This is a genomic window from Lysinibacillus sp. FSL M8-0355, from assembly GCF_038008985.1.
Taxonomy (GTDB): Bacteria; Bacillota; Bacilli; order Bacillales_A; family Planococcaceae; genus Lysinibacillus; species Lysinibacillus fusiformis_D.
In genome coordinates this window covers 993,495-1,010,973 of sequence record NZ_JBBPAI010000001.1, presented here as the reverse complement: position 1 = coordinate 1,010,973, position 17,479 = coordinate 993,495, and the positions used below count along the sequence as shown (strand labels likewise).

The window sequence follows — 17,479 nt, the reverse complement described above, 5'->3', positions numbered from 1 at the left end:
GGCCTTAACCTCATACAACTATCGCGTTGTAATACCTATAAAAGTTAAAAATCAAAGCCAATCATATTTTCTGCAATTTCATTAAAAGATTGTTCAGACTCACTAAAGTAAGCTTCCCAAGCATCTTTTGCCCAAATCTCAATTCGATTTGAAACCCCTAACACCACACACTCTTTTACAAGATGTGCATGTTGCATGAGAGTAGTTGGGATATTGATACGCCCCTGCTTGTCTATTTCTACCTCTGTTGCTCCAGAAAAGAAAAACCTTGCAAATGCTCGGGTATCTTTTTTGGTCATTGGTAAACCTTTTAATTTTTCTTCGAGTTTTCGCCATTCATTCATAGGATAGCCAAATAGACAGTTATCGAGACCTCTTGTGACAACAAACGTTTCGCCTAAAGCTTCACGAAATTTTGCCGGTACGATTATTCGCCCTTTTGCATCAACGGAGTGTTGATATTCTCCCATGAACATACTACTCACCCCACTTTATTAAATAATGTACCACATCCCCCCACTTTCCTCCACTTTTTTTAAAAAAAACTTGACATTTTATCACTTAATATGCAATTTGGCCTTTAGGATTTTTTTTGATATATGCTAAAGGACATAAGAAAAGAGCTACCCTTAGTAGGATAGCTCTTTATATACTATTTTTCTCGACATTATTCACCAAATCCATATGGAGGTAAACAAATAATTAGGTAAAAAGAACTTATTTCATTATTTATAAATAGAGTAAATAGTGGTGCTTACCAATGCTGTAATTTTGTTTCAGCATTTCGGTAATTAGCATAGGTCCAAACTCATTGATATATTGGTATGGATTATAGGTTCTCTCTTGGAAACCATCATTTGGATACAATTCATGTTGCAGCGTCATAAATTTACGAATCGTCGCTTCATGCTTGCTTAGTACAGTTTGTTCAATTTTTTGCTGTAGATAATCAAATTGCTTCTCATGATTTTCTTGGTTTTTTACAAGGATCTTTTCTAAATGCAAATGCTGTTTTTCTAAATAGGAAGCTAGCTCCTCATATTTTTCTGTTACTATCTGCTGCATAGCTTGTATTTGTCGTTTTGCTTCACTGTCCTGCACGTCTGCAATAAAACGTTCTTTTAACTGCAATGCTTTGCCTTCCCATACATCCGTCACAGTTAGTTGATGCTCACGTAATAATTGCTCTGCGTGACGTGTAACAATTGTGATATGAAGACGAGGCGCAAAAATCGGCATTTGTAAATCTAATGCTGAAAATGCATTTTTCAGTGTTGCCCAATAAGCCAATTCACCTGGGCCACCAACAAATGCCAACACAGGCAGTGTCATCTCCTGCATTAACGGACGAGTCACTACATTATTACTTAAACGTTCAGGATGCTTGTCAGCAATTGCCAACAGCTCATCCTGTGTAAATTTGAGATTTGCCGCTAAATTAACAAATAGCTCATTTTTTCTTTCTAAAAGATGACGTTCTCCATCCTCTACATAAAATAAATTGGCCGCTTCATATGTCGCCAAAATAGGCTTACCATAGCCAGCACGCTCCAGTTCCTCTTCCTGTTCCGTTACTATTCTAGCAATTTCTTCATTGTAGTGGATGATTTGCGCAAAATATTTGCTTTCAAATTGACGGAATTGGAAGTTGGCTGCATCAATTAACAGCAGACCTTCCTCTTTGAATAGTTGATTCATCAAACAGGCAAAGAAGTCTGTAAATGTTTCACTTTCGTTCAGCGCGTCTACTAGTTGCTTCATCAACGCTTCCGTATACTCTGTCTCACCAATATCCCGAACAATTGTATTAATCAATTGCGTCATCAACTCTTTATTTAGAACTGTTGCAGAAGCCATCGTTTTACGTCTAGAGCGCTCACTATACGCACGCTTTTTTAGTAATTCTCCATGTACTGTATAAGTGTGATTAATCTCTTCTAAGTCGTGATCCTCTCCAGCTATCCAAAAAACAGGAATGACAGGCTGTTGAAGCTTAGCACTTTGCTCTTTCGCTAATGCTATCACTGAAATAGCTTTATGAACGGAGTAAAGAGGGCCAGTTAAGATACCTGCTTGTTGTCCACCGACTACCACCATAGCTCCTTGCTCTAGTTGTTCTAAATGTTCATTCGCCTTGTTAGAAAGCCCAAGCGGCTCCATAAATTGACGAATGATGGCTGTTAATTCTTTTTGGTCTCGAGCATGTTGTGCTAAATGCTTCGCTCTTTCCTCAAAAGCTTGATCATTATACTCATACTCAAAAAATTGATGAATGGCGGTATTTGGCGACCAGTAATCTGCTAGCACATGATTTTTTATAGGTACTTGGATAGACTCCAGTTTCATTTAACATAAACTCCTCTACTCACTAAATCATTTTCTTACTCCATAATGAGAAATTAATTCCATTCATACTATGCACATGATGTCTTAAATGTTTTTAGCCCATCTTTCATCATTACATAAGCTAGCAACAGCACAAGATGACTAAACTAAGCTTATAGCACTAAGATCTATGAATTTAATCAATATTCCCATTCATAAAGAATGATTTTTTTATAACTAATTTTGATGCTATTATTTTAACGCTTATAGCTTCAACATGAAAAGAAAATGCTTAGACAACCTGTAAATATTCTACAATGGATTGAATAACCCCCACTATCCAGATCACTACATAGGCTGTACTAAGTATTAAAAATAAAAAACGCCAAATTTTCTTTAGTAACGGCTTTACTTCTATTTCCTTTTTAGTTCTCCAATCAATATATGTAAAAATCATAGCCATCATTATCGCAAGCATGACTAAAAGTGCTCCTACATTCACGCGCCACAGCACCCCAATAGCTAATGGAACAGAAAAAAACAAGCACAATGTCGTCACATCAGATGCTGCTCCAAAAGCATGTGTGCCGCGAATTTTAACCTTTCTGCCAACAAGATAAACAATGACAAAAAGAACAATTGGACAAAAAATGATGATACTAATCAGTATATGTAAAAAGTCTTTCAACTTCGTTCACCGCTCTCCTCTATTGCAAGTACTTGGTGATATAAAGTACGCAAAGTAGGTAAATTATGACCGTTAGCCAAAGCTTTGTTTAGAATGACACCAACAATTGTTTCAATTTCACTTTTTCGACCCTGTAGACGATCTGTAAGCATAGATGATGTATTCTTGGCCGTTTTCCTACATAAGTCTACCACATCAGCAAAAGGTATAGTCTGTTCAATAGCTTCAAAAGCTTCTGTAAGCTCTTTATAAATAGTTTCCATAAGTAAAAACGCCTGTTGATTCGTTACCAACTCACCGTTCTTCACTTGCAATACAGCTGATAATGGATTAATTAAGCTATTTAGCACTGCTTTTTCAAAAAGCATTTGCTCAGCATTACGAACCAGCTCAACAGGAAACAAAGAATTTTGTAATTGTAATAGTTTTTGAAAGATCCGTTGATCCCCTCTTTCTACCGCAAGTTTACAGCGTCCCACTCCTCTATGTTGAACTGTTGCTTGCCCCATCATTTGAGCACCAAAAGAAATTGAACAAAAGGCAATATTTTTTTGTGGCAAGGTGAGTGCCTCCTCGAAATGCGCTAAGCCGTTTTGCATAAAAAGCAATGGCATATCACTCGATAATGCAGCAAATTGTTTGTAGAGCTTTTGCAAATGACCATATTTAACAGCAATCACAAGTAAATCTTGTGGTGGTAGAGTGGCCAAATCTGTAGTAGAAACAACATTTTGCACAGTTTTGGTACCATCAACATTGATACGTGTTAACTGCTTTGTATTTAGCTCATTGACCTGTTCCTGCCTCCTTGCAACCAACGTTACTGACATACCCGATTCCGCTAAAAAGCTCGCTGTTAGTTGACCTACCGCTCCTGCACCAATTACCGCTACGTCCATCTTCTCCACCCCTCCTTCGTTTGAATGTTTTCGGCACAAAAAAACAATTGCTAAACCAAAATAAAACTATAAGAATAAGGTGCCTCAGATTACTTCTAAGGCACCTTCTATGCAGGTTCTTTTATTATACAGGATAGACCGATTGTTGACGATACACTGAAAGGGTTTTATCGCCAGGAAAGAAAAATAATGTAGTCATCATACTTAGAACTTTAATCTTTCATCAATGAGTAGCCCTGTTGTAGCCATTTCACTAACTTATCATGCTCATTTTGCAATTCACGATGCTTCATCTCAAGCGTTTGATAAGCCTCCGTTAATTCGTCAAAACTTGTCAATGCCAATTTCAAGTGACTTCGCATAGATTGTTGGGGCTGATTTCGAACAGCTAATAGTGACTGACTATATTGACCACGCAATGTTTTATTCCAGCGGAAGCCACAAGCTTGCTTTGTACGACCCAATTCTACAGCCGCCATTTCAAAGGCTTCTAGCTGTGTTTTGCCATTTTGCACATTATGCAACACAATTTCTGCTAGTCTTTCATCGTCTTCCTTTGTCCATTGATCTTTTCTTTTTTTCAATTCCATAATCTATCACCCTCGCATTTTTTACTACTATATGCACAAGTGGGCAAAATAGAATCATTGCATGAAAAAAGACAGTGATGATGTTTCCCTCTCATCACTGCCTTTATACATTACTTATTATTCTTCTTGGTCAAGAAATTATTAACTGCTTGGTGATGCGCTTCACTTTCCCACAGCTTCGCGCAAGTACGAACTTCCTCCATCACACGCTCATACATATTGCGTTCACGCCACTTCCGAAGTTCAATTTCCTTATAGGCTTTATGAACAGCAGGATGAATTTTTCGCATATGTTCAATAAAATCATTTAAAGCCTCTTCTTTTGAGCCTTCAAATACACGCATCGCCCATCCAATTTCATATAGTAGTTGTGCAGGATACGGCTTTGCATCTACTAGCATCTTCATCGCGCGATCATGGCGTAAACCTCGTTCAAATAAATATGTACCGCCACCCCATCCACTTGTAATGGCTAATGTACCTTGAATAAAGCCACATTTCGCGTGACTTGCCACTAAACGGAAATCACAAGCTGTTGCAATTTCACAGCCGCCGCCAACAGCAGTACCATTTATAAGCGCTATAGTGGGCACAGGTAACGTAGCAAGATCGTATAATATTTTCCCCATCTTACTTAACATACCAAATGCCTCATCCTCTGTTTCCAGTGAATGAAACTCAGATAAATCCCCTCCTGAGCAAAATGATTTATCGCCTGCACCTGTCACTACCAAAAAACGCACATCTTCATGCTGACGAATATATGTAATGACTTCTTGAAGACCATTCATAACCTCATCATTGACAGCATTCCGCTTCTCTTCACGGTTAATGGTAAATGTCATAACGCCATCATGATTATCAATTGTGTAAGACATACTGTTACCCCCTTTATTCCTGTGAATAAATTGTATCACACAATTATTTTACTATTGTAAAGAACTTTATAATCAACGAAATATTCCGTCTTTTTAAGCTAACAAAAAGGCTAGTAAAGAGCCATGGTCTCTCTACTAGCCTTTTAAGTGAGCAAACACTGTATTATTTGCTTACTACTTCTTTACCTTTGTATTGTCCGCAAGCTTTGCAAACACGGTGTGATAATTTTGCCTCACCACAGTTAGGGCAAGCTACCATACCAGGTACAGATAATTTGAAATGCGTACGACGCTTTCTTTTTGCAGTTTTAGAAGTTCTTCTAAATGGTACAGCCATTGATGGCACCTCCTTACAGATCGTCTATTCGTCTGTTTGATCAAAATACTTAGCTAAAGAAGCTAGTCTTGGATCCACTTTTTGTTCGTCAGCTTTTTTGTGTAGCTTTACGTCTTCATCTGTTGCATAAGACCAGTTTTTACCGCCCTGCACTTGTCCTTCAGAATCTTCCTTGAACACTTGCATTGGTACCTCAAGCAATACTAATTCCTCGAGAATTGGTTTCATGTCGATGACTTCACCTTCTATATAGTGAATGTCTCCGTCATCGTCTCCTCGTTTATCTTCATCAATCCAGCTAAAAATTTCAACTGTTTCGACTTCAATTGGAAACTCAACATCCTCCCACGTGCGAGCACATGGCAGTGTTAACGTTGCTGTCACAGTTAACTGACATGTCATTTGCGATGCACCAAAAGTACATAGCCCTTTTACATGAACGGGCGAAATTGCTCGAATATCCTGGTTTCGCTCCATCACTTCGTCCAGCTGGACAAAGGCATCGATTGGCATCCCGTTTTGGCGGTATTTAGATAATTGATGAATTGACCATTTCATTCGTTTAATCACCTCGAGACAACAATGTTGATTATATAATGTGTAAAAATAGATGTCAAGATAATTTCTTGTCACCACTTAAAAACCCACTTATAATTAAATACTATGAGAAGTGTATTTGCTCCTAACAGTTTCAAATAATGACACAAATTATAAGGGGGAAAAGCATGCAAGCAGTTGGAATTGTCGTTGAATATAATCCTTTTCACAACGGACATGCTTATCATTTAAAACAGGCTAAAAAAGTAGCACAGGCGGAACTTGTTATCGCTGTTATGAGCGGCACATTTTTACAACGTGGAGAGCCAGCCATGGTAGATAAATGGACACGTACTAAAATGGCGCTTGCTGGTGGTGTAGATATTGTTATTGAGCTGCCCTACGTCTATAGTACAGCACCAGCCACAGATTTCGCAAAAGGTGCCATTTCCTTATTAAGCGCCGTTGGCTGTGACTCATTTGCCTTCGGAAGTGAAGAAGGCTCGATTCAACCCTTTTTAAACACATATGAGTTGATAGACCACAACCGTGCAGAATATGACATGCTTATTAAAAACAGCCTTAAAACAGGTGCAAGCTATCCGAAAAGCCTACATTATGCCTATGAACAGCTTTCTCAGAAGTTCCCTGCTCCATACATTGATCTCGCACAGCCAAATAATATACTAGGCTTTCATTATCTTGAAGCAGCGAAATCACTTAACAGTCACATCAAACCACTAACTATTTCTCGCGTAGCTGCAGGATACCATGATGCATTAAAGGAAGACACATCGATTGCAAGTGCCACTGGTATACGTAAAGCACTTGCGTCTACAAATTCTTTACAGAGTGTGCAAAATGTTGTTCCTGAGACTACTTATAGTTATTTAACAGACTGGCATAAACAGTATAGTCAATTTGCAAGCTGGGAAGCATTTTGGCCGTTATTACAGTTTACCATCATCAGACACACGCCTTCAGAACTGACTCGTTATGCAGAAGTAACAGAGGGAATTGAAAATGCTATTGTGAAAGCAGCCAAAACTAGCTCCTCCTTCAATAGCTTTATGGAAAAAATTAAATCTAAACGTTATACATGGACCCGCCTTCAACGCATGATAACACATATATACACGGGGTTTACAAAAGAGCAGCTTCAAAGTTTCGAAGCACCCTCTTATATTCGGCTATTAGGTATGAGCTCGGTGGGGCAAGCTTATTTAGGTAAGCAAAAAAAGGATATCCAATTACCTTTAATTAGCCGAGTGGCAGCTACCAATGATGCAATGTTAGCAATAGATATACATGCAGCAGAGCTATACAATTTAAGTATCGAACAAGGCACAAAGGATTGGACTCTTCCCAAAGATTATCAAACACCCCCTATCCGTTGTTAATGGCTATCAAAAGGGATGCTAGTAAAATTCTAGCATCCCTTTTTCGCTCTATTATTTCGGCTGTAGTTGCTTTAAATAGCTAATGGCATCGTCAACCGTTTTCACCGGAACGATTTTCATTTTAGTTTTGATCTCTTTGGCCGTTTTAACAGCCGTCGAATAGTTAGATTCTAGCTCTGGGTATTTCGCTTTCATTTCTTGAGAAATTTCATCATCGGGCGCGAAGAAGATTTCCATGTCGTCCCGATCAGCGGCAATGACCTTATAATCAATCCCGCCAATTCTACCAACCGATCCATCTACTAACATTTCACCCGTACCAGCAATAGCATAACCCTTTGTTAAATCTTCATCAAGAAGCTGGTCCAATATTTCAAGTGTAAACATCAAGCCAGCAGAGGGCCCTCCAATATCCTCTGTTTTCATCGTCACTTTTGGCATTGTTTCAATCGATTTACTTTCCGTATAAGAAATACCTAACCCTGCTCTATGTTCCTGTGTATTCGGAATCTCCTGTAAGGTAATCGTCTCCTGTTTTTGCTCTTCATTACGTATAAATTGTATTGTTACCTTATCTCCAAGCTGTTTAGGTTTTAAAAGGTCAACAAGCATTTGCTGACTAGTTATTTTTTGACCGTCAACCTCGATAATTTCATCCCCAGCTTTTAAAATGCCATCAGACGCTCCTCCATCTAACACATTTAATATAAATACACCGTTAAAATGAACTTTAGTCTCTAATCCTGCTCTTTGGAAAGCTACATATTTCGCATTAAATTGGGAATCAGACATTAATTTTAACTGTCGAATATTATATTCCTCATCATCCTCTAAAGGATTGCGTACTTGTTCAATATCCATTAGCTTTTGATATTTTTGAACTTTAGCCCACAAATACGAAAATGGGGTGGCTTGCTGCATCGCGACAGTCATTAAGCTTAAAGACCCCACACTATCAGCCTCTTTGCTATCTACCGTCACGAATTTACTGACATCATATGCACTTCCAGGTTTCATAATATACGCGTCTAGTCGGTATAACATCATAAAACAAATCACGACTATTAACACTGCATAAATACCAATTTTTTTCTTCACTTGAAAACACCTCCTAGGACGCTTGCAAAACCATACGTTCATGTTTTTGCCTTTCTCACATATATTGATTTTAGCATTTGCCTATGTGAATGACAAAAAGTTGAAACGAGTTGATAACATGTTTGCTACAATTCAAATAGTGCTCTGCGTAATTCTAATTCTCTTACTCTTGTTATTCCCACAAACCGCTCATAGTGGTACTGATTTAGGCGTTAACCTTTTCATGGAAGCACTTTTTCCGTATTTATTGCCGTATCTAGTATTAACACAATGGCTTCTGCGTTTAACTGCCCCTATGCGTACTAAAACGAAAAGGGCCTCATTATACGTACAAGCCTACATTATTAGCGCACTTGGAGGCTATCCAACAGGGGCAACAACCATTGTTTATTTAAAAAATAGTGGTCAATTACACCCCAAAGAGGCAAATTTTCTACTAGCTGTTTGTCATGCACCAAGTCCACTGTTCGTTTTAGGTTTTGTAAGTCTTGATTTACTACACAGTAATACGTTTGGATGGTTGTTTTTATGTTTACTACATACGTTTAATATTTGTTGCTTAGTAATTGGCTACTACTTATTTCGCAAAACTGACCCACCCACTATTTCCGTACACAACACACCACTGTATAGTGCACCATTTTCAGAAAGTATTAAAGAAACAGCTCCAACAATTCTGTTAGTTGGTACAACCATCATCTTTTTCACAACCATTCAGACCATTGTCCAACAGGGGCTAGATCAACTAATCCCTAAACTTCCCTATACGATTGAACTTTCTCTTGCAGCTATTCTTGAGGTGACGAATGGTCTTAAAATGACCGTTACAGCCTTCCCAGATCTTCCACATATCACCTTACTAGTTGTCATTTTATTAACGATGCAAAGTATTAGTATTCACTTACAAATCTTCGTTATCGCAAAATCAGCAAAACTTTCTGTCAGACCCTATATCAAATTCCGCCTCCTTAGCATAATCATTGTTCCGACTATTTATGCTCTATTTTTTCTGAAATAATGATCGCTCTATGTACCAAAAAGAGGATGTCACTTTGCTTTGACATCCTCTGCATAATTATTGCGCAAAATCATATTTATCTTGTAAAGCCTTTACGACACAAGTAGGAACTAGCTCACTAACATCGCTACCGTATTTCGCAACCTCTTTTACTATACTGGAACTTAGGAATGAATATTGGTTTTTCGTCATAATGAAAAATGTTTCAATTGTTTCATCTAGAAAACGGTTCATAGAGGTAATTTGCATTTCATATTCAAAGTCTGAAACAGCTCGTAAGCCACGTACAATGGCCTTCGCCTTTTTTTCTTTAGCATAGTCTATTAAAAGACCTGAAGAGCTTTCTATACGGACATTCGGTAATGCTTTTGTTACTTCAGCCATTAAGGCCATGCGTTCCTCTACAGAAAACAACGGATTCTTTGCTGAATTGTTTAATACTGCTACATATACGATGTCAAACACATCTGCCGCACGTTTGATAATATCAAGATGGCCGAATGTGACAGGGTCAAAACTTCCTGGAACTACAGCAATTTTCTCAGACAACTTATTCTCCCTCTTCCTCTGTACAGCGATAAACAGAAATAATTGTTCCGCCATATGATTCTTGTCTTGTTAACACAAATTCACCAAAATTTCGAGGCAATTGTACCTCTTTCGCATGTTCACATAATATAATACCATCTCGTTGAACTTTATCATTGTCCACAAGAATCTGAACTAAATCATAGTATTCCTGTTGATGGTAAGGTGGATCTAAAAAGACATATTTAAACGTAAGATCACGTTTTAACAGCGCTTTCACAGCACGCTTTGCATCAATACGAAAAAGCTCTGTATCTTCTTCATAACGACATTTTTTTATATTTTCTTGTAGCACTTGGAATGCTTTTGCATCTTTTTCAATAAAGATTGCTTGCTTTGCCCCACGACTTAGTGATTCAATGCCCAAGCCACCGCTTCCTGCAAACAGGTCAAGCGCGATTCCTCCATCAAAAAACGGACCTATAATATTAAAAATCGATTCCTTCACTTTGTCCGTTGTAGGTCTTGTCGTATTTCCAGCTATTGCTTTTAGCGGCATTCCTTTGCGCTCTCCTGCTACAACTCTCATAACAGCATATCACCGTACTTTCATCCATATAAAGTATTTTTGCAGCGAAAGGATGACCCTCCGCTGCAAAAGTTATTGTTGTTCTTGTGTTAATACTTGAATTCGCTCGTCCTTCTTTTGTAGTTCAACTAGGAATAAACGTTGCAACCAAGCTTCTTCCACATAATAATGATCAGCAATTTTAATAATTGGCTCTGAAATTGTTGCATATCTCCGCTGATTAAATACATAGAAACCAGGCTCTTTCGGGAATCGGAATGTGCGATGCTCGCTATTTACGTAATAGCCATTCTTCCCTTCCTCAGCCGAATAGCCAAGATAAGGCAATAACGTATCTGCCGTATACAACACTTGACCCTCATATAGAATAACATGAACGTCTTCTTTTAATACATCATCCACATACACATCACGAGCATCCTCAAATAAGAGCGGATATGTTCCATCTTTCTGAGCTGCGTTTAATGTAAAATAAGATGTTTTCGCATCTAACGCTTGTGATAAATACTTGTCCAATGTATCAGGCGAAAGCGGTTCTTCCCCAAGGTTTTTCAGCTTTTCCTGCCAAGCTTGCTGTTGACTATCTGTCATATAGTCATTTAATGTCTTAACCATTTTCTTTGTTTTGTCTCCACCAATTGAATCGTTTACTAAATAGGATGCCACAACTTCAGGCAACCATTCTGGAGAATCTACAAATTTAAATTGTGATTTGATTTGTGATAAAATCACTTCCTGCTCAACGGCTTGTGCAGTAAGTGTTGGTAAAAATAACAATCTTTCATCATGAGCTGTTACCGGACTTTTTTCTTGAATAATAGCAATATGCTCATCATTCAAAAACTGCAAGCTTTCTAATGATTTTAGGAAATCATTAGGAATTGACTGCTGTGCATAGATAGATAAAATCGGTGTTTGCTCTTGTACTTTAAGTTTACCTGCTTGCCAATAAAGATCTTGAACGGTACCGTTTCCTTTAAACATTGTGTAATTCACAAGAGACAGTTGTTGTTGCCCTACTAAAGGTAAACCTGTAATCCACTGTCCATTCACTTTACTATCTGTAGAAATATGAACAATTGAATACGATGCTTCACCATTTATTAGTGTAGCAAAAACATTTTGAAGGAGCATCTTATTTTTTAAGCCGCCCTCAATTGGAATTATGTATGACACAGATTGTGATTTCGTTTCCCCTTTGGCAAAATAAGAGACCTCATCTGATAAACGATCACAGCTATTTTCGCTCTCGATAAAACAACTAGGATTTGTCGCTTTTTCTGGCCATTTAATTTTCACCTTTTGATTTGGTAAATTTTTAAAATGCTGGCGAATATCTAAGCTATTTTCACGATAGACAATCTCTATTTCTTGAGAGTAATGAAAATCCCCTATGCCTGTTTCTAAATCAGATGAATAAGCATGATACTGGAAAAATATCGTTCCTGTAATAATTAGTGCTAAAATAGAAAAAAAGCTTAATGCAAATTTCATGTGCTTGACCTCCCGCAGCATGATACTATGAGTATTGGAAAGGATGTGCAATTATTATGCCACAACAATTTATAGAATTAGGAGAAGGCTATGGTGATGTTTACGAGTTACTCGAAATTATCAAAACAAATCAGGAACGCTTTCATCAAGCCTTTATACTAACATCTACAAAAGAAGATAAAAAGGTGATCTCATTAGCTGTAGCTCTCAAACCAGTTGGTGAAAGTAAGTTCATGCCTATCTATATTTGCCGAGAAGGCATCCCATATAATGAAGAACAACCTACAATGCGACAAAAAATGTTTGAAGCACAAATAGAACAACTCGATCGGAAAGCAGTTGTTGTAGAAATAAAGCACTCATCTATATTTTCGGAATCAAAACTATTTTATCAATACTTAATCGGTATATTAAGACTAAATAACTATATACCTGCATTGACGTAAGATTATAGACCTACTTTGTAGTCATATTCCTTTGCTTTATCTGGTTTTGCATTTTCATATTCAGTTTTCACAAATGGACGATAAGACTCCACAACGTCTTTCACAAATGGAAGGCGTTGTAGTTTTGTTGTCATCATATCAATGTCCTCACGATTACAGTAAAGCACTACGTATTTTTGCCTTCTTGAAATATAAAGAACATGACCATATTTCCGAAGAGATTTAGCATGTTTTAATTGATGGACGTAAACGATTAGCCCTTGTCGTTCGTTCATATTGGATTCCCTCATTTCTTACATAAAAGAATACCATAGACCGGAAAATGATAGCAACAGAGTTTAGCTGACAGAAAGCTCAATTTTCCGTTATAATGGAAAAGCATACTGCGAGAAACATCGTAGAGATATGAATTAGTTGTTTTCATGGAACATTTACGCCTCCGCGTAATAGCTCCGTATTTTTTTGCTTTTGCATATATCAGCATGAAAAAAGCATCATTCACTTCTACTAGCTATTAGTTTTAGTAGGTACTTTAATTATCAATACTGACAATGAATTCACCATTACTTTTTATATGAAGATAATTGTTAAGGAGGACGAATATGGGTAAGAAAACAAAAATTGCCCTTGCTATTGCTGCGGCAAGTGCAGCGGCTTGGGCAGGTAGTAAAGCTATTTCTAAACCACAGCAACGTGAAGGCAAACAAGCATTGCAATTTGATCGCCCCATCATTCTGGCGCATCGTGGCGGGGCTCTTTTAGCACCTGAGCATACAATGATCGCATTTGAAAAAGCAGCACAGTTAGGAGTCGATGGCTTTGAAATTGATATCCGTTTAACAAAAGACGAGGAAATCATTGTTTTCCATGATGATACAGTTGATCGTACAACGGATGGCTATGGTCTCATTGCCGATATGACCTTAGCAGAAATCAATGCCTTAAATCACGGCTATCAATTTGAAGATTTGGATGGCGCTTTTCCATATCGAGAGGAAAAAATTAATGTAGTGACATTACGAGAGCTACTAGAAACTTATCCAAATATGCTCATCAATATTGATATTAAAGATGCTCCAGATACTTATGAGGGAAGTTTGATGCCTTCTAAACTTTGGCGCTTAATCGAAGAGCTAGGCGCTGAACAGCGTGTCGTTGTGACAAGCTTCTATGGTGAGCAAATCGATCGTTTTAATTTATATGCCCAAAATCAAGTAGCACTTGGTGCCGGTGAATCAGATGTGAGAAAAGCATTTGCCTCCTTCTCAAGTCAATTTGGGCACTTATATCATCCGAAAGTTGATGTTTTCCAAATCCCACCTAAATCAGGCGTTATCGCATTAGATTCACCTAAATTTATTCAATTTTTGAATCATCTCAACATACCTGTCCACTATTGGACAATCAATGATATCGACACGATGAAAAAATTAATCCATAATGGCGCCAAGGGGATCATTACAGATCGCCCTGATATAGCTGCTGAATTATTACAGGAACAAGAGTCGTTATCATGATACGAACATAAAGGGGAAGGACACTAGTTACGTGCCTTCCCTTCATTTGAATGTTCTACCTATATAATGAGCAGATATGGGCTTGTCTAATCTGATGGATTTCATGAGCAATAATATATTGAAGAATTACTGTATTCGTTTTCTTCCCCAGAAACCGTTACTAACTCGTCATGGTTCCCACGATAGCTCCTTAAAAATGGGCCAACTCCCTGTCTTAAATCTGAGGAAAGCCTCTAAATCTTAATAATCCTCAAATCGAGTATCCAATCCTTTTGACCTTGCATACCACGGATCCAACTAGACTATAATATAAAAGGATATTTGTAAGGCCATCCAATAAAGTTACTTGATTTAGAACCTTTTTAGCAGCCTAAACAACTTTTTTCCTATCCTGTCACCAGGGATGACAGCCATTCAAGTATGTTTCCTCCTATCAATTGAAAAAAGACTGTAAACAACCTCCTGTGAATACTTGGAGTTGTCTACAGTCTAGAAGAGATGTGTAACATACACATCGTATTTTATGCTGAGCAAGAGCATGAGCCGCCCGAGCCACATCCTCCTCCGCAAGATGAACCAGATGCAAAGAATGGGTTACTAACAGGAACTTTTACAGCTTCAGAGACTGTTTTACCTATTAATAGGCTAATCTCATCGAGTAAATCCTGAAAATCGTTTTCAGCAATTTTTAAAGCTGAAACTTTTTCATTCAAGTCAAGTGCCCTTTTCTGTTGGCGAATTGACTTCATGATTGTATGGTAGTCTGGATGATATTTTCCGAAACGTTGTACATCTTCGTACTGCTCTTTCATGCGATTAAATGCGTAAATAGCTTCTACAATTTGTGCATCACTATAGACTGCATCATACGCTTGCTGTAGCGCAATCGCAGGTTCTGAGGAAAGAATCATCTCACAAAGCGCTTCGGTCTCATCCAAAATGAGTACCCAGTCAGAGGTCATCATCATTTTTAATTCCCCCAATCTCTTTCCCATCATAACAGATTTTATGGTAATTTTACATTATTGATACTTTTAATGAAAGAGGTTTTCCAATTAATGACAACATCTAAAGGACAGATAGAACAATTACTAGCTGAAATTTTACAAGAAAGTACTGAGGAAGATGAAGAAGTTTTATTACATCTTTTAAATGGGCTAAGAGAGAAGCAGCAAGGCATTCACCGTCGTTATCTTAATGCTGCCCTACATATGGTAGGTAAGTTTGAGCCTGAAATTAGTGAGGTTCGTATCCCTATTACACCAGTTATTCATAATACAATTAAGGTGCCTCATGGTGGCATTATTGCAACAATTGCCGATGCAGCTATGGGCGGACTTGCTTCACGCTCTGTACCAGAGGGATATAATGTGGTTACAACGAATATGAATCTATCGTATATTGCCACAACAACGAATAAAGAATTGATTGCGCGCGGTCGTTTTGTTCATAAAGGACGTCAAACACTCGTCATGGCATGTGATATCGAAGATGAGACAGGTCGCAAGCTGGCTATTGCTACAGGATCTTTCTTTGTTATTCAGCGTCGTCTGTAATGAGACTGGCAAAATAATCTTTGATGCATTGTTGATCGGAAAAAGGCAATTTTTGATTTTTAATTTGCTGTGTTTGTTCATGCCCTTTTCCGGCCACAAGGACAATATCGCCCTTTTTCGCCTTTGCTAACGCTTGATGGATAGCAAGCTTCCGATCTAAGTAAATTTCATAATATTGTTGCTCTGTAAAGCCTGCAATAATGCTTTCATTTATCACGATTGGATCTTCATCTCGTGGATTATCTGTTGTTAAATAAATAACGTCCGCGTATTTACTTGCTACCGCTCCCATGGCGAAGCGCTTCGCCTTATCACGATTTCCACCACAACTAAAAACAAGGTAAATTGTTTTGGAACGATTAAAGGTTTGTAAAACGGCTTGTAAGGCTTCTGCTGTATGCGCATAATCTACATAAACCTCTATACCCAAAGGATTATCAATCTTCTCAAGTCGTCCTTCTGGTAGTTTTAAGGACCACATATGACCAACTAGATCTTCCATCGGGACACCTAGGCGCCATATAGCCATTAAGGCAGCAATAGTATTTTGTACATGATATTTTCCGACAAAAGGAATTTCCACAATATGCTCACTCGCTGTTGTTTGTAAGCAAAGTACGGTTTTTCCAACTGTTTCACTGACAATTTGAATATGTAGATCATTGTGATTATCAAAGCCAAATGAACAGGATTTTTTCTTATCATAAATCCCTACAGAACGACAAAAGTTATCATCTCCATTTAATACTAACTTTTTGGATAAATCGGCTAATCTTTTTTTTGCACGTTTATATGCTTCTAAACCACCATGATCTTCTAAATGGTCTTCTGATAGATTTAAAAATACACCACAGTCAATATCGCAATGGTCGAGTCTATGCTGCTGTAAGCCCATTGAAGAAGCTTCTAGCACAACATGTGTAACCCCTTTTCGTACACATTGCTTTAATATCGGATGCAATTCTTTGGCCTGCAATGTTGTTAGTTGCTCGTAAGCCGTTTGTTGTTTCTCGCCATTGATGAAAAAGCCAACCGTTCCAATAACTGCTGCTTTTTTATGTAAGGCATTTAGAAGCTGACTAACAAAATGGCTCACCGTGGTCTTTCCATTTGTACCGGTAATGGCAATAACCGTTAAAGCCTCTGCTGGAAAAGCAGCAAGCTTCGCACTCGCATACGATAAAAATAATGCTGTATTCGGAACCCACACAAAAGGAATTTCTTTATCCATAATCGGCAAAGAAATACTTTCTTCCGAAACAATGGCAGCAGCCCCCCGTGCCAACGCTTCTTTAACAAAACGACTTCCTGATGTTTTTTTGCCCTTTCGTACAATAAAAATGTCGCCGGGTTGTACGGCCTGTGCATAATCTTCTACGCCTGTAATTTCTGTTCGAATGGATCCTCCTGTCACACTACATGGCCAATCTTTTAATAACTCAGCTAGTTGCAAGCCTCATTCCCCCTTTCCGTTCTCTATCATATGACGGCGTTTGTAACGGTGTGACGAAAAATGTAGAAGCCCACAGTGAAAGTACTACCTTATAAAAAAATAAAGACAAGCTCGGCTATTCGAGCT

Annotated in this window: 20 protein-coding genes; 5 read left to right on the top strand and 15 right to left on the bottom strand. The window is 38.1% G+C overall.

Features of this window, described 5'->3' with window-relative positions:
• Positions 1-44 precede the first annotated feature (44 nt).
• The 8 genes from mraZ to MKY46_RS04730 all read right to left on the bottom strand — a co-directional run bounded on the left by mraZ (position 45) and on the right by MKY46_RS04730 (position 6,275).
• Positions 45-476 (bottom strand): division/cell wall cluster transcriptional repressor MraZ, encoded by a 432-nt coding sequence (gene mraZ / locus MKY46_RS04765; RefSeq protein WP_036125263.1) that lies wholly within the window; start codon positions 474-476, stop codon positions 45-47.
• A 253-nt stretch (positions 477-729) separates the two neighbouring features.
• Positions 730-2,346 carry a bacillithiol biosynthesis cysteine-adding enzyme BshC gene (gene bshC / locus MKY46_RS04760; RefSeq protein WP_036125265.1) on the bottom strand — a complete coding sequence of 539 codons (1,617 nt, stop codon included), beginning with the start codon at positions 2,344-2,346 and terminating at the stop codon, positions 730-732.
• A gap of 271 nt (positions 2,347-2,617) precedes the next feature.
• Positions 2,618-3,013, bottom strand: a complete 396-nt coding sequence (locus MKY46_RS04755) for a DUF3397 domain-containing protein (protein ID WP_036125267.1) — start codon at positions 3,011-3,013, stop codon at positions 2,618-2,620.
• On the bottom strand, positions 3,010-3,912 hold the full coding sequence (locus MKY46_RS04750) for a ketopantoate reductase family protein (RefSeq protein ID WP_036125270.1): 903 nt from the start codon (positions 3,910-3,912) through the stop codon (positions 3,010-3,012). The genes MKY46_RS04755 and MKY46_RS04750 overlap by 4 nt, the downstream gene beginning before the upstream one ends.
• Before the next feature lie 212 nt (positions 3,913-4,124).
• Entirely contained in the window at positions 4,125-4,502 is a 378-nt protein-coding gene (locus tag MKY46_RS04745; RefSeq protein WP_036125273.1) for a transcriptional regulator, read from the bottom strand.
• Positions 4,503-4,612: 110 nt separating this feature from the next.
• Positions 4,613-5,380, bottom strand: a complete 768-nt coding sequence (locus MKY46_RS04740; RefSeq protein ID WP_036125279.1) for an enoyl-CoA hydratase/isomerase family protein — start codon at positions 5,378-5,380, stop codon at positions 4,613-4,615.
• 163 nt (positions 5,381-5,543) lie between these two features.
• Complete coding sequence (gene rpmF / locus MKY46_RS04735) at positions 5,544-5,717, bottom strand: 50S ribosomal protein L32 (protein ID WP_010858320.1); 174 nt, start codon at positions 5,715-5,717, stop codon at positions 5,544-5,546.
• Between the two features lie 24 nt (positions 5,718-5,741).
• Positions 5,742-6,275, bottom strand: coding sequence for a YceD family protein (locus tag MKY46_RS04730; RefSeq protein WP_036125282.1), 534 nt, complete (start codon positions 6,273-6,275; stop codon positions 5,742-5,744).
• A 167-nt stretch (positions 6,276-6,442) separates the two neighbouring features.
• Here MKY46_RS04730 and MKY46_RS04725 point away from each other — a divergent pair, with 167 nt between their 5' ends.
• Positions 6,443-7,654, top strand: coding sequence for a nucleotidyltransferase (locus MKY46_RS04725; protein WP_036125284.1), 1,212 nt, complete (start codon positions 6,443-6,445; stop codon positions 7,652-7,654).
• A gap of 51 nt (positions 7,655-7,705) precedes the next feature.
• Here MKY46_RS04725 and MKY46_RS04720 read toward each other — a convergent pair whose 3' ends face one another.
• Positions 7,706-8,752, bottom strand: coding sequence for a SepM family pheromone-processing serine protease (locus tag MKY46_RS04720; RefSeq protein ID WP_036125288.1), 1,047 nt, complete (start codon positions 8,750-8,752; stop codon positions 7,706-7,708).
• Positions 8,753-8,870: 118 nt separating this feature from the next.
• Here MKY46_RS04720 and MKY46_RS04715 point away from each other — a divergent pair, with 118 nt between their 5' ends.
• Positions 8,871-9,770 carry a hypothetical protein gene (locus MKY46_RS04715; protein ID WP_230593889.1) on the top strand — a complete coding sequence of 300 codons (900 nt, stop codon included), beginning with the start codon at positions 8,871-8,873 and terminating at the stop codon, positions 9,768-9,770.
• 57 nt (positions 9,771-9,827) lie between these two features.
• On the opposite strand, the gene coaD is transcribed toward MKY46_RS04715, so the two are convergent.
• The 3 genes from coaD to MKY46_RS04700 all read right to left on the bottom strand — a co-directional run bounded on the left by coaD (position 9,828) and on the right by MKY46_RS04700 (position 12,381).
• The gene (gene coaD / locus MKY46_RS04710; protein WP_036125293.1) at positions 9,828-10,319 is read right to left on the bottom strand and encodes a pantetheine-phosphate adenylyltransferase; all 492 of its coding nucleotides are present in this window, start codon (positions 10,317-10,319) and stop codon (positions 9,828-9,830) included.
• Position 10,320: 1 nt separating this feature from the next.
• Positions 10,321-10,887 carry a 16S rRNA (guanine(966)-N(2))-methyltransferase RsmD gene (rsmD, locus tag MKY46_RS04705; RefSeq protein WP_036125297.1) on the bottom strand — a complete coding sequence of 189 codons (567 nt, stop codon included), beginning with the start codon at positions 10,885-10,887 and terminating at the stop codon, positions 10,321-10,323.
• Between the two features lie 72 nt (positions 10,888-10,959).
• Positions 10,960-12,381, bottom strand: coding sequence for a hypothetical protein (locus MKY46_RS04700; RefSeq protein WP_036125299.1), 1,422 nt, complete (start codon positions 12,379-12,381; stop codon positions 10,960-10,962).
• A 56-nt stretch (positions 12,382-12,437) separates the two neighbouring features.
• On the opposite strand from MKY46_RS04700, the gene MKY46_RS04695 reads away from it, so the two are divergent.
• On the top strand, positions 12,438-12,827 hold the full coding sequence (locus tag MKY46_RS04695) for a DUF7147 family protein (RefSeq protein ID WP_036125301.1): 390 nt from the start codon (positions 12,438-12,440) through the stop codon (positions 12,825-12,827).
• Between the two features lie 2 nt (positions 12,828-12,829).
• Here MKY46_RS04695 and MKY46_RS04690 read toward each other — a convergent pair whose 3' ends face one another.
• On the bottom strand, positions 12,830-13,102 hold the full coding sequence (locus MKY46_RS04690) for a YlbG family protein (RefSeq protein WP_036125303.1): 273 nt from the start codon (positions 13,100-13,102) through the stop codon (positions 12,830-12,832).
• 327 nt (positions 13,103-13,429) lie between these two features.
• Between MKY46_RS04690 and MKY46_RS04685 the strand changes: the two genes are divergently transcribed.
• On the top strand, positions 13,430-14,344 hold the full coding sequence (locus MKY46_RS04685; RefSeq protein ID WP_036125304.1) for a glycerophosphodiester phosphodiesterase: 915 nt from the start codon (positions 13,430-13,432) through the stop codon (positions 14,342-14,344).
• Positions 14,345-14,865: 521 nt separating this feature from the next.
• Here the strand turns inward: MKY46_RS04685 and MKY46_RS04680 are convergent.
• A complete protein-coding gene (locus MKY46_RS04680; protein WP_036125306.1) occupies positions 14,866-15,312 on the bottom strand; it encodes a YlbF family regulator in 447 nt (148 codons plus the stop codon).
• Positions 15,313-15,402: 90 nt separating this feature from the next.
• Between MKY46_RS04680 and MKY46_RS04675 the strand changes: the two genes are divergently transcribed.
• On the top strand, positions 15,403-15,900 hold the full coding sequence (locus MKY46_RS04675) for a PaaI family thioesterase (protein WP_036125313.1): 498 nt from the start codon (positions 15,403-15,405) through the stop codon (positions 15,898-15,900).
• On the opposite strand, the gene MKY46_RS04670 is transcribed toward MKY46_RS04675, so the two are convergent.
• Complete coding sequence (locus MKY46_RS04670; RefSeq protein ID WP_036125315.1) at positions 15,881-17,353, bottom strand: UDP-N-acetylmuramoyl-L-alanyl-D-glutamate--2,6-diaminopimelate ligase; 1,473 nt, start codon at positions 17,351-17,353, stop codon at positions 15,881-15,883. The genes MKY46_RS04675 and MKY46_RS04670 overlap by 20 nt on opposite strands.
• Positions 17,354-17,479: the final 126 nt, after the last annotated feature.